Origin of the sequence: Bradyrhizobium sp. CB2312 (assembly GCF_029714425.1) — a bacterium.
In the GTDB taxonomy this organism is placed as follows: domain Bacteria; phylum Pseudomonadota; class Alphaproteobacteria; order Rhizobiales; family Xanthobacteraceae; genus Bradyrhizobium.
In genome coordinates this window covers 3,391,626-3,412,306 of record NZ_CP121668.1, presented here as the reverse complement: position 1 = coordinate 3,412,306, position 20,681 = coordinate 3,391,626, and the positions used below count along the sequence as shown (strand labels likewise).

The following is a 20,681-nucleotide window of genomic DNA, read 5'->3' as shown; positions in this document are numbered from 1 at the left end:
CGCGTTCCTAGCATGAGCGGCGAGTCGTTCTTCTTTGCGCTGGACTAGCTAGTCGTCAGCCTCCCCCGGGATCAACGTGCGCAGTCTTCGGGCAAGCCGTGGCTGACGCCCCTTAGGTGAAATTTGGCAAGGCAGAGAAACTGGCACTCTGCTCTCAGATCGGCGCTCGGAGAGCCAATTGACTTCGCCCCCTCGATCGAGCGGTCAATGGCAGGTGCATTGCACAAGTTGTCGTTTAGAACCGGAGTAATCCGAACACAAAAAGCAGCACAACAGTGACGAACGCAGAGATCAGCAGCGAGCCGAGACAGCCCAGGCGGTTCGAGAAGAAGAAGAACATGTTTCAGCACGCCATGATGTTGCACGCCCAAGCCCCCATCGGCACCAGCGTTCGGGAAGGCCTGTCGCGCTCCCCCTTATTAGTCGGCAACGAGCGTACTGATCAGTTGAAGCAGGGCCTGGTGTTCGGGCCCGTTTGCGCCAGCACGAAGGAATTGTCCGATCTCGGTCCGCGAGGTTCGTCCGCCAGAGCTGACATTCGGCTCGTGCTCCACCATTGGGGCACCCGATTGCGGATGCCGGACCAGCCGCCAAACATCACCATTCGCGCTTTCGTAGAGAACTCTCGCGGTCATGTCTCTCAACATCTCTGGTTGGGCGGTGTTCCTGGAGCGGGCAGGGTAAGAACCAATTCTGAGGCCGGACGTTGAGTCCACCGATGTCAGACGCTGTTGATTACTTCCGCGCCTACGCTGTCCGGGCCCTGTGCAAGGCTCGTGCGATGCCTCGCGGAAGGATGAAGCAGCTGCAGACTGTGGTTGGCCGGATCTACCACCTGCTTACGAAGGAGGCCGCGTACGGGCCGAACTTGCGTCATCTGGACGACTTCCGGGCGGCGAAGAAGCTCGAGATGTCGCTCGATGATGGCCTCAGGGACAAGGAGCAGTCGGGCGTCGGGCGATCCGGAGGGCGCGTCGCGTCCCGCGACGGTGTGCAAGTAGGACTTTCAAGAAAACTGGGCGGGAACGGAGACGGGTTGAGTGGCCGCCGCTGATTCACGAACCGTGGCGAAGCTCTTACGAGAATACGGGCAGCGGACTGCGTTGCGCGGGGGCAATCCGTATCGGGCCAAGGCGTATTCCCGCGCTGCGGACAGTCTCGCTGCGCTCGCGGTCCCGCTCCACGTCTTGATCGAGGAGGATCGCCTGACCGAAATTCCTGGCGTGGGCGATGCTATCGCCGACATCATCACGAAGCTGCATCGGACAGGTAGCCATCCCAGTTTGGAGAAGCTACGCAAGGAAATTCCCGAGGGCGTTCTTGAACTATTGACTGTGCCGGGCTTGCGGCCGGACAAAGTGCTTCGGCTCTACAAGGATCTCGGGATATCTTCCCTTGCAGAGTTGGAAACCGCAGCCAGGCAGGATCGCATCAAGAAGGCCAAAGGATTGGGGGCGGCCCTGCAGGCCAAGATCCTGCAGAATCTTGCGATCGCGAAGAGCGGCGAAGGCCATTTTCATCTGCACCGCGCCGCCGCCCTGCTTGAACACGGCAAGGTATCGCTTCAGAACGCCCGGCCCGACTTGAAGCATGTTACCTTCGCCGGAGATTTTCGGCGGGGGTGCGAACTCGTCGCCGACCTCGCCCTGGTCGCCGAAGCTCAGTCCGCGGAGGACGGGCAGACTGCCGACGCAGGTGGCCTCAGGGTGCATCTCACAGACCGGAAGCATTTTGGCGCAGCACTGCTGCACGCCACGGGTTCGGCCGAGCATATCGCGCAGCTCCGGATGCTCGCCGAACGGAAGGGCATGAAGCTCGATACCAACGGCCTCCGGAAGGGCCGCCGCCTGATCTCCGCTAACGAACGGGACATCTACGATGCGCTCGGGCTTCCCTTTATCGAGCCCGAATTGCGCGAGGGACGGGGCGAGATTGAGCGTGCTTCGAAGGGAAAGCTGCCGACCCTCGTCACAGACCAGGACCTGCGCGGAATCCTGCATTGCCACACGGACGCCTCCGACGGGACCGAGACCATCGAGACCATGGCAAAAGCCACGCTGAAGCGCGGCTTCGAATATTTCGGCGTAGCCGATCACTCGAAGTCGGCGCACTACGCCGGAGGCCTTTCACTGGAGCAGATCGAGGAGCAGCATCGGGAAGCCGACCGGCTCAACAAGAAGTTTGGCAAGGAGTTCCGGATCCTGAAAGGGATCGAATCTGACATCCTGGCAGACGGATCGCTCGACTATCCTGACGACGTCTTGGAAAGCTTCGACTTCGTGGTCGCCAGCATCCATGGGCGTTTCAAGCTGGACAGGAAAGCCCAGACCGAACGCTTGCTCCGCGCCATCGCAGATCCCCACACCACTATCATCGGCCATATGACTGGCCGGCAGCTCCAGCGCCGGCCCGGGTACGAGATCGACGTCGAAAAAGTGCTTCGCTCCTGCGCCAAGCACGACGTCGCGGTCGAGATCAACGCCCATCCATGGCGGCTCGATCTGGACTGGCGCTGGCATCAGGCGGCACTCGAATTCGGCTGCATGATGAGCATCAATCCCGACGCACACTCAATTGCTGAGCTCGACCACATGCATTGGGGTGTCGAGATGGCGCGTAAAGGCGGCGTGCCGGCGGACCGGGTGCTGAATGCCATGCCGCTAGTGGACATCACGCGATACCTACGCCAGCGACGGCGCCCCTTTGCACGTGCAGCCTGACGGACAATGGCGGGCCTGGTTCTCGAAGGCATCGTTGTGGCCGTGGCGGCAGATCGCGGACACCGGTTCAGCAAGATGCTGCAGCGCGACTCCCTGTTGGTGGAAGGCTATGGTGTCGAAGGCGACGCTCACGCTGGACCTTACGTTCGGCACAGATATCTGGCCCGAAGGCAGCCCCGCCTGCCCAATCTGCGCCAAGCGCACCTGATTCCATCCGAACTGTTCGGCACAGTGCGGAGATGCGGCTACGAGCTCGGTGCGGGAGACCTCGGCGAGAACATCACGACGGTCGGCCTCCACCTCGAGGCGCTGCCGCTCGGGACGCGAATCCTGCTCGGACCGACCGCCTCCGTGGAACTGACCGGATTTCGAACTCCCTGCGTGCTGATCGATCGCTTCCGGTCCGGCCTGAAACAACACGTGCTGTCATCCGAGAAAACGGGCCCAGCGTTCAGATGCGGTGTGATGGCCGCAGTTAGAACCGGCGGACGCGTCGCTGCGGGCGATGTTGCACGGGTGGTCCTGCCCAACCCTCCTCATCGGGCTCTCCCGCCCATATAGCTCCTCGGCCTAAAAACCCGGCCAGCCGCGACGAAGCGCGATCGGTTCACCAGCGGCGGCTCATTTCCAGGAGGGAACGAATCGGCCCGGAGGCGTTGAATCCGCATGTGTGCTGTAGCGTTGCGTCAGTCTCGCTCGGGAGTATCGCGCGTCGCTGGGGCGCGCAAAGCTGCTATTCCAGGTTACATCGACCCTTGTGATCCCACGTTGCGCGAGACTCCGCCGCGCGGCGAAGGTTGGGTCTATGAGATCAAAGCCGACGGTTACCGCGCGCAGCTACACCTCGACGATGGTGACGTCAAAGTGTATTCGCGCACGGGTTACGACTGGACCGAGCAGTTCTCGTCAATTGCCGCAGCGGCGCACAAGTTGAAAGCAAACAGTGCCATCATCGACGGCGAAGCCGTGGTGTACGGCAGCGGCGGATTACCGGACTTTCAGCAGCTCCGGCGCGAGCTGGGAAAGAAGCGCAGCGAGCGTGTCCGCTACCACGCGTTCGACCTGCTCTACCTTGATGGTTACGATCTGCGTGGCGTTGCGTACGAGGAGCGCAAGCGTTTGTTGCAGGCCCTGCTCAAGCAGGCGCCCGAGACCTTTATCTATGTCGAAAGCTTGGAAGCCGATGGCGACCGCATCTTTCACAACGGGTGCGAGCTGGGCTTCGAAGGGCTCATCGCAAAACGGCTCGGGCAACCCTACCTGTCAGGCCGGCAGGAGACCTGGATCAAGCTCAAGTGCAAGAAGAGCGAGACCTTTCCGATTGTGGCGTTCGTGGAGAAGCTTGGGGCCCATCCTCGCAAGATCGCCTCGCTCTACGTGGGGCGTCGTGAAAACGGCAAGCTGCTCTATGCCGGCAAGGTCCGCACCGGCTATACGGAGACGACTGCGCGTGAGTTGCGCGAGCGGCTGGATCCATTGATCCGGCGGACGTCGCCGCTGGACGTCAGGATAGAGAAGCCGAAGGCCACCTGGGTCGAACCAACGGTCGACGCTGAGGTCGAGTTTGGCGCGCTGACGGACGACGGCCTGTTACGCGAGGCCTTGTTCAAGGGGCTTCGCGACGAGCTCGCCGTGAGAAAGGTCAAGGCCCCCCGGCTGGTCCCCTCCCCCGCCGGACGGCCGAAGCTCGGAGTCCCCAAGGAAAACATCCTGCAACTGCTGCCCGACGCCGTCGTCCCCTCGAGGGAAGAACTCGCGGAGTACTGGAAGCGTGTTTGGAGGAAGGCGCTGCCGCACCTTGGCAATCGTCCGCTCAAGCTTGTCAGGCACGTCCACGGCACCACGTTCTACCACAAGGGGCCACTTCCGAAGCACATTCCGGAGGCCGTGCATCGGCTCCGGATCCAAAAGCGTGAAGGCGGCCAAGGCACGCGCCTATGGATCGACAGTCTCGATGGCTTCCTCGGCTTAGTCTTCATTGGGGCCATCGAGCTGCACCCGTGGAATTCGACGGTGGACGATTTCGAGCACGCCGATCGTATCGTGATCGATCTTGATCCAGGAGATGGCATCGAATGGGAGATGGTCGCCGACACCGCTCTCGAACTCCGCGCGGCAATGAAACGTCAGGGCTTCGACACGTGGCCGAAGTTGACTGGAGGTAAGGGCATCCATTTGATGGCGCCGCTGGATGAACCTATCCTGCACGATCAGGCGCATCATATTGCGAGAGGCCTTGTCTCTGACTTCGCAGCGCGCAACCCCGCCCGCTACATTCTCTCGGCACAGGCTAAGCGCAGCGGCCGGATCTTCCTCGATTTCTTCGCAACGGGCGCGGCACCACCGCCATCGGCACCTATTCCCCGCGGGCGCGTGAAGGCTTTCCAATTGCTGCACCCGTCACCTGGACTCGCATCGAGAGTGGCATTGGGCCGGACGCCTTCACGATGGACAATCCATTCCGCGCGAAGCGGAGGTAAGCAGCCATGAACGACGCTTTCGATGAATATTGGCAGTGGCGAGAAAAGCCGCCCGGCAGCAGGCTTGCAATATCCAACCAGGTATACGGCGCGGTGATGTCTTTGCCGGAAGCCGAGCGCACAAGTCGGGAGGCGGTCAACGCGTCAGCCGAGAACTGGGCCGAGCTGCGCCGACGTCGCCAAACCGTCTGGGTCTACCTGAACGACTTCGAGGACGGACATCAACGAAAAGCGGGCGAGCCGGATTGGGTTAAGCTCTTCGGCTCGGATGACGCTGCCGAAAGGTGGCTCCAGAAATACGATCCGGAAGGCATCGCCTGGGAATATAAAGTCGAAGACGGGCCATGACGAGCCTCCCTTTGGATCTATGTCTCGGATTCCCGCGCGATCGGAGACCCCGATTGGGCTAAATTGTTCGTCTCCAGGCAAGTCTCAGAACAATGGCTCGAGCAGAACGCTCCCAAGGGCAAGATTTGGAACTATCCACTTGAGGAGTAAGAAACGTGAGCACGTTCGTTGACAGCTCAGTCTGGTTTGCAGCCGCGTACAAGCGCGACCGCAACAATGAGCTCGCCAAGTCCATCCTCCTCAGCGTCGATCGCTGCACGCTTACGGACCACGTGCTGGTTCAGACGTCGCAATTGATCAAGGCGCTGTTTGGCACCGAACTCGCGAATACCTTTTGGGAGCGCTTGCGGGAGACTGATGCAGTCGTTGAACCTGTCACGGCGAGCGACCTCGAAACGGCTAGGCAAATGTCGGAAGCGTACCCCGGTGAGGAGCTTTCCCTCGTCGACCGCACAAGCTTCGCGGTAATGCAATGATGTGGAATCACGCGAGCGGCAACCTTCAGTTCGTCCTTTGAAACATTCAGGTATGGGCCTCGCAAGCAGGGCCTTCAAATCCTCGGCACAGGCCACAGCGGCGCCTTCCTCGCCATGAAGGAAGCCATCCAGGGTCCTCCACTGAAGCGGTCGGGAGCGCGGGGCTACCTGCGACGTCGAACGTCCGGTTGCCACGCACGTTCCTAGTCCGCCGGAGGCGAGCCGGCTTTCTCTTGCGGCTCGCTACGCCGACTTTCGCCGCGCTCCCGGCTTCTTCGCGGCCGCTTCCTTCGGCTTCTTTCCCTCGATCGACATCAGCATTTCCTTCTGACCGGCTGACGTCTTTTTCGGCTTCTTGGCCGGATTGGCGGCCTTCGCCGGCGCGGCTTCTTTGCCGACGGATCGGCGCAGCGCCTCCATGAGATCGACGACATTACCGGCGGCGGGCTTCCCCTTCGGCGTGATGGGCTTGCCGGCGCGCTTCTGGTTGATGAGATCGATCAGCGCGGTCTCATAGTGGTCTTCGAACTTCTCCGGATCGAACCGCCCCGCCTTCTGGTTCACGATGTGCTTGGCGAGATCCAGCATGTCCTTGGTGACCTTCACGTCCTGGATCTCGTCGAAGTATTCCTGCTCGCTGCGGACTTCGTAGGGATAGCGGAGCAGCGTGCCGACCAAGCCCTTGTCCATCGGCTCCAGCGCGATGATGTGCTCCCGGTTCGTCAGCACCACTCGACCGATCGCGACCTTGTCCATCTCGCGGATGGTCTCGCGGATCACCGCGAACGCGTCGTGGCCGACCTTGCCGTCGGGCCGGATGTAGTAGGGGCGGATCAGGTAGCGCGGATCGATGTCGGTCCTGTCGACGAATTCGTCGATCTCGATGGTGCGCGTGGACTCCAGAGCTATCTCCTCGAGTTCCTCTTTCGAGACCTCGATGAACTGATCCTTTTCGAGCTGGTAGCCCTTGACGATGTCCTCGTTCGGCACCTCCTCGCCCGTGTCGGCGTCGACCTTGAGGTACTTGATCCGGTGGCCCGTCGCCCGGTTGAGCTGGTTGAATGAGATTTTCTCGCTCTCCGAGGTGGCTGGATAGAGCGCCACCGGGCAGGTGACCAGGGACAGCCGGAGAAAGCCTTTCCAGTTGGCGCGCGGGGCCATGAACGCAGAACTCCATTGAGGCAGGCCTGGATTCAAGACGAACGAGGCGGCCCGGTTCCGACACGGCCGCCAAGGGGCGCTACGCAGATTTTCTGCAACATTCGCGAACCCCTGTTCGCATCCGAGTGTCCTAGTTTCGCCCAGGGAACTGTTTGTAGGTCGCAGGGTTTGGGAGTCGTCCTTAACGGCTCAAGGAGCGCTTTCATGGCCGAACGCCGTAGGGTGAAACACATCCGGTCCCTTGAAGAACGCATGGCTGAGCAGGCTGCCAAGCTCAAGGAGAAGGCCAGTCAGTTGCCGGGCGGCAAGCAACGCGATGACCTGCTTAGGCGAGCTCGGATTGCGGAGGCGGGATCTCATCTTAGCGAATGGTTGACTTCACGGGGATTGCAGCCACCGAAATAGGGAACGACCTGCGCCTCGCGGCTTTCTTAGACTTCATGCCACGCTACTTTTTCCATGTGATCCACGAACGGCGCGAGATTGATGAAGAAGGGGAAGAACTCCCTGACAAGCACGCTGCGTGGAAAGAAGCCACCGAGACGGCGGGACAGATGCTGCAAAGCCTCGACGGCAAGCTAAAGCCAGAACGCGACTGGCGCATGGAAGTCACTGACGAGTTCCAGAACACGCTGTACGTGCTTCACATCAGCGCGGAGAGGCCGAAGTAGGGCCGACCCAGTTCGCGGCCTCTTGGGTGGTGTGGACCGGCGCCTGGGCCCTCGGCCCGATGTCTTGCGAACGGGGCCGCGACCTTGGCCACGCGAAGTTGAGATGGCTCAAAGCGAACTCCGCTCACAGGCGTAGAGTTGGTTTCGTACCGAGCGGCAAGAGCGCGCGCTCAGGTGCTGTTACGGTTGCGGAGCCCGGACTCCTAGGCACTCCGGGCTCCGCCCCATAACTTGCGACCGCAGATGCGGTGTCGGCTCCGACAGCGGCCCGCAGGCACGTTCGATGGAACGAAGCCCGGACCTGCGGGTTGGACGGCGAAAGCATTGAACAGTTTGAGAGCACGATCGGCCCCTGCAGCAATACGGCTGCCGGGGCCGATCTGCATTCGATGCTATTCCTCGCTGGGCGCGGCGGCATTTCCGGGCTCGAGCACGCGGGCTCGATCTGCGCGAGCAGCCGTTCGATTTCCTCGCGTTCGTTCGGTCCAGGATCGCTTTCCAGCCGCTCAAGGAGCGCCTGCTTGCGCGCAAGCAGGTTTGTCATTGTCGACATCGCGCCTCCCACCGTTTTTGAACCTACAAACGATTTGGTGCGGCGCCAACGAACTTGCTAGTCCTCGCGGCCGGGCCCGTCGAAACCTTGATCAGGCGGAGCGCTGACCTTGATCGGTCCGGGCGCTGCCGGGTTCACCGAGCAGCTTGCCGGTCGTGCTGTTGACGAAGTGCACCGCCATGCAGGCTGGACACCGCACGGGCACGTGGGTGTTCTCCGGCGACGCCTCCGGCTCCTCGTCGAGCCGATGCTGGACGTTCATGCCGGTGAGCCTACTTTGCCGGTGGCCGGAGTGGGCTGTCGGCCCATCTGCGGGCGGCGGGATCGTGCATCGGATCGGTATCGCAGTGCGTGCAGACGTAGCGCTGCCGCTCCACGGCTACATCGTCCGGGACAGCCGCCAGCGGCTTGCCGCAGGTCGGACACAGCTTCCGGCTCGAAAACAGCACAGCCATCGGATTTCCCCACCCGTCGCAGCGTAGGTCCGTCGGAGCCCGCGTGCAACAGTGTCTCGGAAAGTTGTCCGGGCCTTGTTCGCTATTGACCTGTTGGCGGCCCGATATTGAAATCCAGCTTTCAGTGATGTTGCGGGGGGTGGCGTCGTGGAAGAGTTTTATGGAGGCTTCGCGCAACGGGCGCGGGACTTGGCGGAGAAGGCGGATCCGTTCACCAAACGGCGTCTGCTCGACCTGGCCAAACAGTACGATCTCAAGGGTCGCGGATCGAGCTACCCACGGACGCCGGCACCGCGCGCAACGCCGCCGACGGTGCTCTTCTCGGGCTCCGGGGAGGCGTGAGGGCCTCAGTGCATCCCGTTCTTCGGGTCCGCCGACGCATTGGCCCGGCGTTCGTACTCTTCCGCCAGAGCCGTGAGCCGCTGGATCACCTCCTGATCGGTGATGGAAGCGGCCAAGCGCCTGCACCTCTGGGCCTCGGTGAGCAATCGGGTCTTCTCGTCTTCCATGGCAATTCCAGCCAGCTTCCCGGCAAGTCGCGGCCTCCTCCGCGTCCGTCCATGCGTCATCCGCCCTTCGGCGCCGGCTCAGGCGGCATCGCGACCGCCAGGAGCCGAGACAGGCGAGAGGCCCCCGTGACGGAGCCGCCCGTTTTCCTCGCTCCCGCACTTTGGACATCGGAAGGCGATCTCGCGCTGCGCGTACGTGTCCTTCCCGGAGCTCACGGCCATCGGCCACGCGCCGCATCTGGGGCACTTCACCAGCAGGTCGCTCGTTTCCAGCATCGCGATGGCTCCTCAACCTGCGCCCCATAAAGCCGCCAACGAACCGATGCGGACGCCGTTCCTCGCACACCGCGCAGGACTGCCACCGCCTCAGCCGGGCAAGCCTCGCCCCGCGCAGGATACGTCCGCTGCGTCTCCATGGAGGGGCCTCTAACATCCGCAGTCAAGCGAACCCGGCGTACTCTCTCGAAAAGTTCGTGAATCGCTCGTATTTCGGGTACCTCGTGGAGATCTTGTGTGCCAGACACGGCCTGTCTGATACCAACCACCCGAGACGAGATGCTTGCGAACCCGACGTATCTGGAAGCGATGGCCGCGGAGCTGGCCCGGTCGCCCGACTACCGGATCCTGCGGCGCCTGGTAGCGAGACCACCATACAAGCCGACTGTCGGACAGGAGGTCCGGACCGCCATCCTGCTCGACACGGAAACGACGGGACTCGATCACGCGAAGGACGAGATCATTGAGCTCGGGATGGTCAAGTTTGACTACGTGGGGGACGGGCTGATCGTCGGCGTGCGCGACACGTTCTGCGCCTTCAACGAGCCGGGTGCGCCGCTTTCCTCGGAAGTGACGGCACTCACCGGCATCACTGACGAAATGGTCGCCGGACATAAATTCGACGATGCCGCCATCGAGGCCTTCGCCGAAGACGCCGTCATCGTCATCGCGCACAACAGCGGGTTCGACAGGAAATTCACAGAGCGCTACTGGCCCGTGTTCGAACACAAGGCCTGGGGCTGCAGCATGAGCGAGATAGACTGGCGCAAACACGGGTTCGCGGGCTCGCAGCTCGGCTATTTGCTGACCGGCGCCGGCTTCTTCCACCAGGCACACCGGGCGGTCGACGACTGCCACGCTTTGCTGGAGGTTCTCGCTTTCGAATTGCCGACAACGGGCTCGCCGGCGCTCGCCTTGCTGCTCGAGACCGCGCGCAAGCCGACACTTCGGATCTGGGCGGAGCAGACCGCTTTCGAGCTCAAGGACTCGCTGAAGCGGCGCGGCTATCATTGGAATGACGGCAGCGACGGTCGACCCAAGTCATGGTTCATCGACGTCGACGAGACCGCTCTCGACGACGAGATCGCGTTCCTGCGGACCCATATCTATATGCAGGACGTCGAGCCCACCGTGCAACGGCTGACCGCCTTCACAAGGTTCTCCGGCCGGATCTGAGGCCGCCTCGCTAGCTTACCGGCCGAGACGTTTCTCGACCCGCTTGCGGCTGTTGCCGACCTTCTTGACAGCTTTCTTCACGGCAGATGCCGAGCGACCAGTTTTCTTCGCTTCGTACCGGACTTCATAGTCCTGTCCCTTGGCCACCCGGGCGCGGTCCTGATTGCGTCCACGCGCGGTCTTCTTCTTCGCTGCGGCCATCGGCGCCTCCTCTTGCGAACTTATGGCGATGCAACGCCGCAGGGATTCGCGGGTTCCGGAAACGAATCCTGCCGTCCCGGCTTTGAGTTCTAGTTGTTGCGTGGAGTTGCTTGCGTGGCGTTTCAGCGGCGTAGACCGGCGGCGATCGGCGTCAAGGCGCCCTTGCCAGGCTTCGTAGAACCGGCCTTGGCATCATCGATTGAGAAGGTGCCGTCCGGAGCGCGGTGGATTCATGAAATCAAGTTCGACGGGTACCGCGTCCAGGTCCATCTGGCGAACGAAGCCGTGACGGTCTTCACCCGGCGTGGCAACGACTGGACCCGCCGCTTCAAGAAGGTGGCCGACGACGCTTGGCACATCAAGGCGGGATCCGCCATCGTCGATGGCGAGATCGTGGTGCCGGCCGCGGACGGCTCGACCGACTTTGCGGTGCTGCAGAATGAACTCAAGGGCGGTTCGAACAAGATCGTGCTGGTGGCGTTTGATCTGCTGTATCTGAACGGCCGCGATCTCCGGAAGGAGCCGCTATTCCGCCGCAAGGGGGAGCTCAAGAGGATCATCGCGGGCACGGACGTGCAATTCAGCGAGAGTTTCGAGATCGACGGAAAGGCCATGTTCGCTCACGCCTGCAAGGTCGGTCTCGAGGGCGTGGTGTCGAAGGTCCGCGACGGCGCCTACGCGAGCGGCCGCACCAACAACTGGGTGAAGAAGACCTGCGTGCAGCGGGAGACGCTGACGATCGCCGGCTTCGCGCTCGATGACGGGAAATGGGACGGCATCTACCTCGGAAGGCGCAGAGGCGAGGATCTGGTCTACGCCGGCAAGGTCGATCACGGTTTCGACAAGGTCTCGGCGGCCGACCTGCAGAAGCGATTGAAGCCGCTGATCCGCAGGACGCAGCCCTATTCGAAGCGGATCGCGCGCAAGGGAGTCTGGGTTGAGCCCAAGCTCCTTGCCGAGATCGAGTACCGCGCCAAGTCGGCTGAAGGAAAGGTCCGGCACCCGTTCTTCAAGGGACTGCGCGAGGACCTCTGACGGTCGGTATAGACGGGAAGAAAGGAGGGTGCGACATGAAGCGGAAAGGCGACGTCGATCGCGTCTGGGACATCATCGAAAAGGTCGGCGTGTGCATGCTGACGACGCAATTCGCGGGTGGGCTACGTGCGCGTCCCCTCGAAGCAAGGCCCGACCGCGAGGCCGGCCTGATCTTCTTCGTTACGGACGTCCACAGCCCGAAAGAGGATGAGATCGCGGCCGCTCCCGATATCGGTATCGTCTTCATCGACGCGGACGAGAAGGCCTACCTATCGATCACGGGCCGCGCCTCCGTCTTGCGCGACGTCGAGAAGACGAAGGCGGTGTGGCGGAAGACCGACGAGGTATGGTGGCCCGACGGTCCGGGCAGTCCGGACGTGAGCTTGCTCCGGATCGAGCCTTCCACGGCCGAATTGTGGGACGGGCCGGCAAGTGCAGCGGTCACCGCCTTCGAGTTCGCCAAGGCGAAGCTGACAGGACAGGAGCCGAACCTCGGCGAGAACCGGAAGTCAACCATCAAGATGTGACCGGGGCGGCGCCTTACAACAAGGTCACGGTCGATGCACGAACGATGATCTTGTCCTGCCGGAAGTCCGCCTCCAGCCGATGCCGGCAGCTCGTCCACCAGGACTCATCGAGTGCTTCAGTCAGCACTTCGAACACGATGATCTCGTCACGCACCGTTTTGTCCCCCTCCCGGCTCAAGCCCTGGGCGGGAGAACGGGTGAATGCCGTCAATCCGCCGAAGCGCTCGGTCAGGCTGTCGCGGACCGCTGAAAACTTCTCGGGATCGAAGGGCCGGCCTTCATTGTCGTTCAGGGGAAGAAGTATCTCGACCAGGTGCATTGGAGAGAATTCCTTCAGAACCGCAGCATTCCGAACATGAGGAGCAGCGCGACGGTGATGATGGCGGAGATCAGCAGAGAGCCGAAACAGCCCAGGCGGTTTGAAAAGAAGAAGAACATATGAGCCGTCGCGAAGGATTAGATGCGACGCTAACCAGCGAAACCCCGAGGTCGTTCCGGAAAGCCGGTCGCCCTCCTCCCCTCGTCAGTCGTCTAGAAGCGAGCCGATCAGTTGGAGCAATGCCTGGTGCTCGGGGCCACTTCCGCCCGCGCGAAGGAATTGTCCGATCTCCGTCAGCGAAACCCGCCCGCCGGAATTGCGGTTCGGCTCGTGCTCCACCATCGGCACACCTGATTGCGGATCGCGGACCAGCCGCCAGATGTCCCCATTGGGGCTTTCGTAGAGAACTCTCGCGGTCATGCCGTTCAACAAATTCAGCCTGGCACTGTTCCCGATAGCTGCCTGTAAGAACCAAGCCTCAGCCGAGGCGTTGAGTCACCATGTCGGACGCCTTTGACTATTTCCGTGCCCACGCCGTCCGAGCCCTTTGCAAGGCTCGAAGGATGCGTCGCGGAAGAATGAAGCACCTGCAGATGATCGTAGGGAGAGTGTATCACCTGCTCACCAAAGAGGCGGCATACGGGCCGAATCTACAGCATCTGGACGAGTTTCGGGCCGCGCAGAAGCTTGAGAAGTCTCTCGAGTGATGGCGTCGCGATCGACCAGCCCGTGGACGTGCGATGGCGTGACGAGCGCAACAACTATTTCTCGATTGATGGTGCGCCTAAGCCCTTCGGAAGAACAGGCCACGACAGGAGGAGCGTTGAGTGCCGGCTGCTGACAACCAAACTGTGGCCAAGCTCCTGCGAGAATACGCGCAGCGAACCGCGTTGCGGGGAGGCAATCCGTATCGCGCCAAGGCGTATTCCCGCGCCGCGGACAGTCTCGCCGCCCTCGCGATTCCGCTCCACGTCCTGATCGAGGAAGGCCGGCTCACGGAGATCGCCGGGGTCGGCGACGCGATCGCGGATATCATCACCAAATTGCACCGGACCGGGAGCCATCCGAGCCTGGAGAAACTTCGCAAGGAAGTGCCGGCCGGCGTCCTCGAGATGCTGACCGTGCCTGGCCTGCGTCCCGACAAGGTGCTGCGCCTCTACAACGATCTCGGCATTGCCTCTCTCACCGAACTGGAAGCCGCCGCTAAGGATCACCGTATCAAGAAGGCGAAAGGACTGGGCGCCGCGCTTCAGACCAAGATCCTGCAGAACCTGGCGATCGCGAAGAGCGGAGAAGGCCGCCTTCACCTGCACCGCGCCGCCGCGCTGCTCGCACACGCGAAGGAATCGATCCGGAAGGCCGGGCCTGAGCTCAAGCGAGTGACGAGTGCCGGCGATTTCCGTCGCGGCTGCGAGCTCGTCGCCGATCTCGCGATCGTCGCGGAGTCTAGGAAGGCTGACAGGACGTCGAAGGCCTCGGCGGAGGATGGATTGCAGGTCCGTCTGTCCGACCGCAAGCACTTTGGCGCGGCCCTTCTCTTCGCGACCGGCTCCGCCGCTCACATCGAGCAACTTCAGGCTCTGGCCACGGAGAAGGGATTTCGCCTAGACGCCGACGGCTTGCACAAGGGCCGCACCGTCGTCGCCGGCGAGGAAACCGACATCTATAGCGCGCTCGGCCTGCCTTTCATCGATCCGGAGCTTCGGGAGGGGCGCGGCGAAATCGAGCTTGCTCTAAAGGGCAAGCTGCCGAAGCTCGTCACCGATCAGGACCTTCGCGGAATCCTTCACTGCCACACCGACGCCTCAGACGGGACCGAGACCCTGGAGACCATGGCCAAAGCCACCCGCCAGCGCGGTTTCGAGTATTTCGGCGTCGCCGATCATTCCAGGTCCGCGCACTATGCCGGTGGTCTCACCGTGGAGGAGATCGCGCAGCAGCACCGGGAAGCCGACCGCCTGAACAAGGGCTTCGGCAAGGATTTCCGGATTCTCAAAGGCATTGAATCTGACATTCTGGCCGACGGCTCGCTCGATTATCAGGACAATGTGCTGGAGCGCTTCGACTTCGTCGTCGCCAGCATTCACGGCCGCTTCAAGCTCGATCGCAAGGCCCAGACGGAGCGCCTGCTGCGCGCCATCGCCAATCCTCATACAGCCATCATCGGCCACATGACCGGTCGGCAGCTCCAGCGCCGGCCTGGTTACGAAATTGACATCGAGAAGGTGCTGCGGGCATGCGCCAAGCACGATGTCGTCGTCGAGATCAACGCACACCCTTGGCGGCTGGACCTGGACTGGCGCTGGCACCAGGCGGCGCTGGATTTCGGGTGCATGCTGAGCATCAATCCGGACGCGCACTCGATTCCAGAGCTCGACCACATGCACTGGGGCGTCGAGATGGCTCGCAAAGGCGGCGTGCCGGCCGAGCGGGTGCTGAACGCGATGACGCTTCCCGAGATCTCTCGCTACTTCCGCCGGAAGCGGCGCTTCCTCGCCCGAGCGGCCTGATGGGCGGGAGCGTTGAGCGCTGGGGAGCACCGAATGTTTAGCTCACCGATCGACCCCCTCACTTTTCTTGAATGAGAGATACCGATGACAGACGTTTCCAAGATCAAAGAAAACATGGACGTGATTTCGTCCGATAAGAAGATGGTCGGAAAAGTTGATCATCTTGATGGAACCGACACGATCAAGCTGACGAAACAGAGTTCGCCGGACGGTCAGCATCACCACTTCGTTCCGCTTTCCTGGGTCGATCACGTCGATCAGCACGTGCATCTCAACAAGACCGGCGCCGACATCACCTCACACTGGCAGCACGCTCAAAGCTGACCCGGTTCAACTCCTGAATCACTACGGCAAAGGCGTCCAAACACACGAGGGCGACTTTTGGGTCTCGCAAAAATTAGAGAAAGTTGAAGAAGATCGCGCGTGGCGCATACGGCGCGATGGCAAAGCGGGAAACCGATACGCCACGAAGGGAGCCGCGTTCGAGGCCGCAATTGCGGCGCTGCGCGAGGGTCATGATGTCACAATGACCGCCGTCTCCAGCGAGACGATGGCCGGCGTGCCTAGGAAATAAGTTTCGTCCAGAGACCGAAGACGGTCAAGTGGCACCAACAGGCAGCACCGAAGACTCGGACCTTGAGGGGTATCGGTGCGCTCCGATGGCAAAGGCCAAGGTGACACGGCGGCAAGCCGAGCACCTCACGCACGGGGCCGAATGAGCGCCGATGGGCAGCGTATGCGCCCAGCCTGGACAAAGCGGCATAATGGGCGCGCACAGGATAACCCTTGTAGTCGGCGAAGCCGTACTCGGGATGACCCACTTCGAGGGTTCGCATCAACGCATCGCGCGCAACCTTGGCCAGAATAGAGGTGGCGGCAATGCTGGCGGACTTTGCGTCCCCCTTGATGATCGCCTGCTAAGGAATGACGATTTCCTTCACGGCGCGCAACTGAGGCTATGCTAGATATTTGAGGCTGATCGATTCATCTTCTGATAAGTGCTGCGCACAGGCCGCTCATTGCGCACCCGACACCGACGACCGCGAACACCAGAGATGTGTTGTGGGTGGCATCGAGCAGATGACCGATCAGGGGCTCAGCCAGCCCCGCGAATACGTACGAATACGTGTTCATCACACCAGTTGCCGTGCCGGCGCGCCGATGGCCGACCAAGTCAGGCACCAGCGCCCAGAATGTAGCATGAGGGCCATAGACGCAGAAGCCGCAGAAAAACAGCGCTATGATCGCCCAGGGGCTAGAAACAGGCAATTCGTACATGATTGCAGCAGCCACTACTGCTGAGAGCATAAAGAGTGCAATCGGTTTCCATCGTACGGCCCCAAACAGTCGGTCCGATATCCAGCCGTTCGAAAGGGCACCGAATGCCATCCCGATCGGCAAGGCAACCGCAACCCATCGGGAGCTGCTGCCCGAACCGATTGCGCGGGTCGCTTCTAGAAAATGAACCGGCACCCACACAACCAGGCCGTATCTCGCCGCGTTGTTGAAGCCCAGGGCTAGGCCGCCAACGTGGATCTTCACAGTCCTAAGGACCGCCTTGTATCGCTCCAACGAACTTTCGTTGACGTCGTGATCTGCAGGCGAATTGTCGTCTACGGGTTCGTTCTCGCGCTTGAATCCCATGTCTCTTGGGTCGTCCCGCACCACGAAGAAGAAGCAGATGCCTGCGAAAAACAGCAGGATCACTGGGACCCGAAATACCCACCGCCAGTCGAGGTGCAACGTGTCGACGACCACGAGACCAAGTACGAATGTGACGACAGAAGACATACCCGCGGCGAATAAATAAAGGCCATAGACCTTTCCGCGCTCCGTCTTAGTCCACCAGTTTGAAATGATCCGGCTGCCAGGAGCAAAGCCGAGCGCCTGCGTGTAACCATTTAACCACCATCCCAAAAGGAGCGTTTTGAACCCAAACGAGAAACTTACCGCCCAGTTCATCAAGCTAGACAAAATAGCGCCAGCGGTAACGACCTTCCGACCACCGAATTTGTCGCCGAGATTGCCATTGATCCCCTGCCCGATTGCATAGCCCCAAAGCATACCGGCAGATATCCAACCGATGAGCTGTTTGCTAATGCCAAACTCCTGTTGGATCCCTGGAATTGCGAACCCGAGTGTCTGTCTACCGGTGTAGTAGAAGAGGTAGCAGAACATCACGGCAAATAGCATCCGCCACTGAAGACGACGATATTGGGCGCCCACGTCGTTCTCGAAGGAGATTCCGATCGACGGTTCAGCTTCGGCCTTATTCTCAATAACAGCCATTAGTAACCTCCCCTTCGGCTTCCGACGAAGCAAAGCTGACGCTTGCGTCGCGCCTTTTCGGTGTGCTTTTGCGTGACGAATAGTCACCGCAATCACGGCTGCGGTTCACGCTCTCATATTTGAGAAAAGCGCGTGGGAGCGTGTCGGATACTCGCTCCCACCCAAGGATTAGTCGACGCCGTTCAAAGCGAAGTCGAAGATGTCGTAGTTGTGCTGAACTTCGCTTTTTGTCTTCTGCGAGTACTCTTCGTTAAGAGGGCGTGAAACAAGGAAGGGCACTGTTTCTTCACCGAGCCCACCATGAGAACGCAATCGATGTCCCGCAAGCTGTGACAGATCATGATCTTCACGGCGCGCACCGACGACCGTGTTGCGATCGGAAAAGACAGCGAAGTCCCCTTCGCGATCCAAAGGAAGATTAAATCTTTGGCATACTTCGGCTTTATCGAGCACGAGTTCAATGCCGGGCAAGCCACGCACGAACTCCATCATCGCACGCTGGTCAGCGGACTTCTGAAGGTGCACGCGCACGAAGGAGCCCAATGCACCATGATGTCGAACGAACGGATCGGCGATGGGGCATATTACGCGGACGGCCCCCTCCCCAAATCGATTCCAGATCTCGTCCTGTACGTAAACCACGTTAGGTTCGCCATTCGGCAAACACTTGTCGTTCATCCCGTGATCGGCAGTAATCGCGACAGTAGCGCCGAGCTTGATCAACTCCCCGATCCGATCATCTACTGACTTGAGGAACGCGTTCGACTCGGGCGCTCCGGGTGCATAACTGTGCTGGACGTAATCCGATGTTGATAGGTACATCAGCATCGGCTTCTTTAGCTGGAATAGCTTTATCCCTGCGTCGAAGACGAATATGGAGAGATCCGCCGAATACTGATCCGGACGAGCGCGTCCCACCAACACCTCCGCATTAGGGACGCCATCTATGTCCAATTTGGCGTTGTTGGCGTATTCAGAAGAGAATGCGACGCCATTCATCTTGTAAGCGAGAACTTTAAGTAGCTTGTCTTTGGCGGTGACCACAGCGGTCGGAACGCCGACTTCGCTCATTGCGCCTAAAATTGTCCCGCAGCGAAGGCGCTTTGCGTCCGTAACCATGATCTCCTCGCCAGTCTCGCTGTCGAGATAGTAATTGCCGTTTATCCCGTGAATCGCCGGCGGTACGCCCGTAACAATGGAAGTGTTATTCGTATTCGTAGTACTTGGCATCGAGCACTTGGCGTACCCCAGATAGCCGCGTCCTTCCTTAATCGTCTTCATCGTAGCGAGACGACCGTTCTCAATCCCATGTGTAAGATATGCGGGATCGAAGCCATCAAAACAGACAACCACCGTCGGCACTTTAGGTAGTGCGTATTGTCGCTGATTTACATTGACCGATTGAGCGGGGCGGTTGTTTGGAGCGGCAGAAAGATTTCCCATTGTCTAGCCTTTCGATGGCGCGATCGTGAGGCGGATGATTGGAGGATGTCGGCCTCTTTTCAATCGAATAAAACGACCGCTACATGTGAGAAAAATTCGTCGTGCAAAGACACTCTAGACTTGTCTCCTCGACGTCGAGCTGAAATCGCTTGTGCCATTGATGGGGCTCGCCCGTAGGGCTGGAATATCTCTGTCCTCATTCTTCGCATTGGTTCAGGCGGTTTATCGAAGAGCGAGAACCATTCACAGGAGATACGAGTTATGCTCATATCTTTGAGCCAAATTCGAGCCGAGCGAACCCGCCGGCGGCTGCGCTCGGTAGGGAACGGAGTCAATCATCGCCAGTTGTCGGGCAAGTCGACAGTACGCTTCACTCGTAAGCCTAGGCAAATAACCTTGTTACCTCGTAGCAAGTGAGTTAATTTCACACATGCCTCGTCGACTTCCTCCGTTGTCCGCATTGCGTGCTTTCGAAGTAGCCGCGCGCGCCGGCAGTTTCACAGCTGCCGCTGAGGAATTGGGGGTGACGCATGGCGCGGTCAGCAAGCAAATCCAAGTATTGGAAACCTGGTTAGGCCGTCAGCTTTTTCGACGCGCCGGGCAAAAAATGGAGCCCACTCCTCACGGCCGGGCGTTCGCTCGCGAAATCACCGGTGCATTAGACCAGATCGCTGATGCAACGAGACGCTATGGATCGTCTGCGTCGAGCAGCGTCTTGCAGGTTAGCGCGCCAGCTACATTTGCCATGCGTTGGCTAATTCCCAGGCTGCCCAACTTTTATGCCAGGCGGCCTCGAGCAGAGGTATGCGTTTCAACGTCGATGACGACGGACCATGGTATCACTGGACATTTTGACCTTGTTATTCGTAGGGGCCCGGAGCCTTGGCATCAATACGACTTTATCGAGTTTATGCGCGAGCGAAATACCTTGGTTGCTAGTCCTTTGCAGCTCAAGAGAAGGCCCTTGCGAAGGCTTTCAGATATTCCTCAACACACAATCCTTTCTACCGACAGTCGACCAGGAGACTGGGAAAACTGGTTGGAAGCCGCGAGTTACGACGGCGAGTTTCCGCCGAAGCGCCAGGCGTTTGATCATTTCTTTGTCACTCTTCAGGCGGCGCTGAACGGCCTTGGGCTTGCAATAGGTCCAGTGCCGGTGTTGGCAGATGATATCGAGAAAGGACATCTTATCGCACCCTTCGCCCGCATTGAAGTTGCGCGGAAGAGTTACTTCGCACTGACACCGAGGGATGCCGACAAGCCTCCGTTGCTCGTGAATTTTCTGGATTGGCTTCGCGAAGAAGGAAACGTTCGATAGAATCCGACGGCGCGCAAGGGCATACCGTCGCGCGGTATAGAGAAGTCGGCTAATACCGGCCTCATCCACGCGGATTGCTTTTCCTGCTCCGCAGGTTGTTGGACCAAGGACCAATACCGACATCACGACGTCGAGCTGGATATCGCCAGAATGAGTGAGTTCTGGAGAACGGGTGGAAACTCCGGATGCTCATTGATTAAGTCTACATCCCATC

25 protein-coding genes and 1 pseudogene are annotated in these 20,681 nt (G+C 60.3%); 15 read left to right on the top strand and 11 right to left on the bottom strand.

The window, feature by feature from the left end:
• The first annotated feature begins 796 nt into the window (after positions 1–796).
• Positions 797–1,054 carry a hypothetical protein gene (locus QA642_RS16435; protein WP_283085572.1) on the top strand — a complete coding sequence of 86 codons (258 nt, stop codon included), beginning with the start codon at positions 797–799 and terminating at the stop codon, positions 1,052–1,054.
• A complete protein-coding gene (locus tag QA642_RS16430) occupies positions 1,041–2,720 on the top strand; it encodes a DNA polymerase/3'-5' exonuclease PolX (RefSeq protein WP_283085571.1) in 1,680 nt (559 codons plus the stop codon). Before QA642_RS16435 ends, QA642_RS16430 begins: the two co-directional genes overlap by 14 nt.
• On the opposite strand, the gene QA642_RS46540 is transcribed toward QA642_RS16430, so the two are convergent.
• The gene (locus QA642_RS46540) at positions 2,682–3,140 is read right to left on the bottom strand and encodes a hypothetical protein (protein ID WP_349253889.1); all 459 of its coding nucleotides are present in this window, start codon (positions 3,138–3,140) and stop codon (positions 2,682–2,684) included. The two genes, QA642_RS16430 and QA642_RS46540, sit on opposite strands and share 39 nt — an antisense overlap.
• Here QA642_RS46540 and QA642_RS46535 point away from each other — a divergent pair.
• The 4 genes and pseudogenes from QA642_RS46535 (at position 3,030) to QA642_RS16410 (ending at position 6,024) form a co-directional block, all read left to right on the top strand.
• Complete coding sequence (locus tag QA642_RS46535) at positions 3,030–3,281, top strand: hypothetical protein (protein ID WP_349253875.1); 252 nt, start codon at positions 3,030–3,032, stop codon at positions 3,279–3,281. The genes QA642_RS46540 and QA642_RS46535 overlap by 111 nt on opposite strands.
• 105 nt (positions 3,282–3,386) lie before the next feature.
• Positions 3,387–5,200 (top strand): annotated as a pseudogene (gene ligD / locus QA642_RS16420) (DNA ligase D).
• 6 nt (positions 5,201–5,206) lie between these two features.
• On the top strand, positions 5,207–5,548 hold the full coding sequence (locus QA642_RS16415; RefSeq protein ID WP_283085570.1) for a hypothetical protein: 342 nt from the start codon (positions 5,207–5,209) through the stop codon (positions 5,546–5,548).
• 155 nt (positions 5,549–5,703) lie between these two features.
• Positions 5,704–6,024 carry a PIN domain-containing protein gene (locus QA642_RS16410; RefSeq protein ID WP_283085569.1) on the top strand — a complete coding sequence of 107 codons (321 nt, stop codon included), beginning with the start codon at positions 5,704–5,706 and terminating at the stop codon, positions 6,022–6,024.
• Positions 6,025–6,267: 243 nt separating this feature from the next.
• Here QA642_RS16410 and QA642_RS16405 read toward each other — a convergent pair whose 3' ends face one another.
• Positions 6,268–7,185 carry a Ku protein gene (locus tag QA642_RS16405; protein WP_283085568.1) on the bottom strand — a complete coding sequence of 306 codons (918 nt, stop codon included), beginning with the start codon at positions 7,183–7,185 and terminating at the stop codon, positions 6,268–6,270.
• A 204-nt stretch (positions 7,186–7,389) separates the two neighbouring features.
• On the opposite strand from QA642_RS16405, the gene QA642_RS16400 reads away from it, so the two are divergent.
• Positions 7,390–7,590 (top strand): hypothetical protein, encoded by a 201-nt coding sequence (locus tag QA642_RS16400; protein WP_283085567.1) that lies wholly within the window; start codon positions 7,390–7,392, stop codon positions 7,588–7,590.
• Complete coding sequence (locus QA642_RS16395) at positions 7,554–7,856, top strand: hypothetical protein (RefSeq protein ID WP_283085566.1); 303 nt, start codon at positions 7,554–7,556, stop codon at positions 7,854–7,856. Before QA642_RS16400 ends, QA642_RS16395 begins: the two co-directional genes overlap by 37 nt.
• A gap of 644 nt (positions 7,857–8,500) precedes the next feature.
• On the opposite strand, the gene QA642_RS16390 is transcribed toward QA642_RS16395, so the two are convergent.
• The gene (locus tag QA642_RS16390) at positions 8,501–8,671 is read right to left on the bottom strand and encodes a hypothetical protein (protein ID WP_283085565.1); all 171 of its coding nucleotides are present in this window, start codon (positions 8,669–8,671) and stop codon (positions 8,501–8,503) included.
• Positions 8,672–8,681: 10 nt separating this feature from the next.
• The gene (locus tag QA642_RS16385) at positions 8,682–8,864 is read right to left on the bottom strand and encodes a zinc ribbon domain-containing protein (RefSeq protein ID WP_283085564.1); all 183 of its coding nucleotides are present in this window, start codon (positions 8,862–8,864) and stop codon (positions 8,682–8,684) included.
• 147 nt (positions 8,865–9,011) lie between these two features.
• Between QA642_RS16385 and QA642_RS16380 the strand changes: the two genes are divergently transcribed.
• The gene (locus QA642_RS16380; protein WP_283085563.1) at positions 9,012–9,206 is read left to right on the top strand and encodes a hypothetical protein; all 195 of its coding nucleotides are present in this window, start codon (positions 9,012–9,014) and stop codon (positions 9,204–9,206) included.
• A 5-nt stretch (positions 9,207–9,211) separates the two neighbouring features.
• On the opposite strand, the gene QA642_RS16375 is transcribed toward QA642_RS16380, so the two are convergent.
• Positions 9,212–9,373, bottom strand: coding sequence for a hypothetical protein (locus QA642_RS16375; RefSeq protein ID WP_283085562.1), 162 nt, complete (start codon positions 9,371–9,373; stop codon positions 9,212–9,214).
• Positions 9,374–9,928: 555 nt separating this feature from the next.
• On the opposite strand from QA642_RS16375, the gene QA642_RS16370 reads away from it, so the two are divergent.
• Positions 9,929–10,825 (top strand): 3'-5' exonuclease, encoded by an 897-nt coding sequence (locus tag QA642_RS16370; RefSeq protein WP_283085561.1) that lies wholly within the window; start codon positions 9,929–9,931, stop codon positions 10,823–10,825.
• Positions 10,826–10,840: 15 nt separating this feature from the next.
• On the opposite strand, the gene QA642_RS16365 is transcribed toward QA642_RS16370, so the two are convergent.
• Entirely contained in the window at positions 10,841–11,026 is a 186-nt protein-coding gene (locus QA642_RS16365; RefSeq protein ID WP_283085560.1) for a DUF3606 domain-containing protein, read from the bottom strand.
• A 114-nt stretch (positions 11,027–11,140) separates the two neighbouring features.
• Between QA642_RS16365 and ligD (QA642_RS16360) the strand changes: the two genes are divergently transcribed.
• Both ligD (QA642_RS16360) and QA642_RS16355 read left to right on the top strand, forming a co-directional pair.
• Complete coding sequence (gene ligD, locus QA642_RS16360; protein WP_283085559.1) at positions 11,141–12,061, top strand: non-homologous end-joining DNA ligase; 921 nt, start codon at positions 11,141–11,143, stop codon at positions 12,059–12,061.
• 35 nt (positions 12,062–12,096) lie between these two features.
• A complete protein-coding gene (locus tag QA642_RS16355) occupies positions 12,097–12,588 on the top strand; it encodes a pyridoxamine 5'-phosphate oxidase family protein (RefSeq protein ID WP_283085558.1) in 492 nt (163 codons plus the stop codon).
• A gap of 13 nt (positions 12,589–12,601) precedes the next feature.
• On the opposite strand, the gene QA642_RS16350 is transcribed toward QA642_RS16355, so the two are convergent.
• Both QA642_RS16350 and QA642_RS16345 read right to left on the bottom strand, forming a co-directional pair.
• Positions 12,602–12,907: a hypothetical protein gene (locus QA642_RS16350; RefSeq protein ID WP_283085557.1), complete on the bottom strand. Its 306-nt coding sequence runs from the start codon at positions 12,905–12,907 to the stop codon at positions 12,602–12,604.
• A 204-nt stretch (positions 12,908–13,111) separates the two neighbouring features.
• Entirely contained in the window at positions 13,112–13,327 is a 216-nt protein-coding gene (locus QA642_RS16345; RefSeq protein WP_283086909.1) for a hypothetical protein, read from the bottom strand.
• 407 nt (positions 13,328–13,734) lie between these two features.
• Here QA642_RS16345 and QA642_RS16340 point away from each other — a divergent pair, with 407 nt between their 5' ends.
• Both QA642_RS16340 and QA642_RS16335 read left to right on the top strand, forming a co-directional pair.
• Positions 13,735–15,417, top strand: a complete 1,683-nt coding sequence (locus QA642_RS16340; protein WP_283085556.1) for a DNA polymerase/3'-5' exonuclease PolX — start codon at positions 13,735–13,737, stop codon at positions 15,415–15,417.
• Between the two features lie 84 nt (positions 15,418–15,501).
• Positions 15,502–15,741: a DUF2171 domain-containing protein gene (locus QA642_RS16335; RefSeq protein ID WP_283085555.1), complete on the top strand. Its 240-nt coding sequence runs from the start codon at positions 15,502–15,504 to the stop codon at positions 15,739–15,741.
• Between the two features lie 239 nt (positions 15,742–15,980).
• On the opposite strand, the gene QA642_RS16330 is transcribed toward QA642_RS16335, so the two are convergent.
• The 3 genes from QA642_RS16330 to phnA all read right to left on the bottom strand — a co-directional run bounded on the left by QA642_RS16330 (position 15,981) and on the right by phnA (position 19,149).
• A complete protein-coding gene (locus QA642_RS16330; RefSeq protein ID WP_349253874.1) occupies positions 15,981–16,280 on the bottom strand; it encodes a hypothetical protein in 300 nt (99 codons plus the stop codon).
• A 121-nt stretch (positions 16,281–16,401) separates the two neighbouring features.
• Complete coding sequence (locus QA642_RS16325; RefSeq protein ID WP_283085554.1) at positions 16,402–17,706, bottom strand: MFS transporter; 1,305 nt, start codon at positions 17,704–17,706, stop codon at positions 16,402–16,404.
• Between the two features lie 168 nt (positions 17,707–17,874).
• Positions 17,875–19,149, bottom strand: a complete 1,275-nt coding sequence (phnA, locus tag QA642_RS16320; RefSeq protein WP_283085553.1) for a phosphonoacetate hydrolase — start codon at positions 19,147–19,149, stop codon at positions 17,875–17,877.
• A gap of 451 nt (positions 19,150–19,600) precedes the next feature.
• On the opposite strand from phnA, the gene QA642_RS16315 reads away from it, so the two are divergent.
• Entirely contained in the window at positions 19,601–20,467 is an 867-nt protein-coding gene (locus QA642_RS16315) for a LysR substrate-binding domain-containing protein (protein WP_283085552.1), read from the top strand.
• Positions 20,468–20,681: the final 214 nt, after the last annotated feature.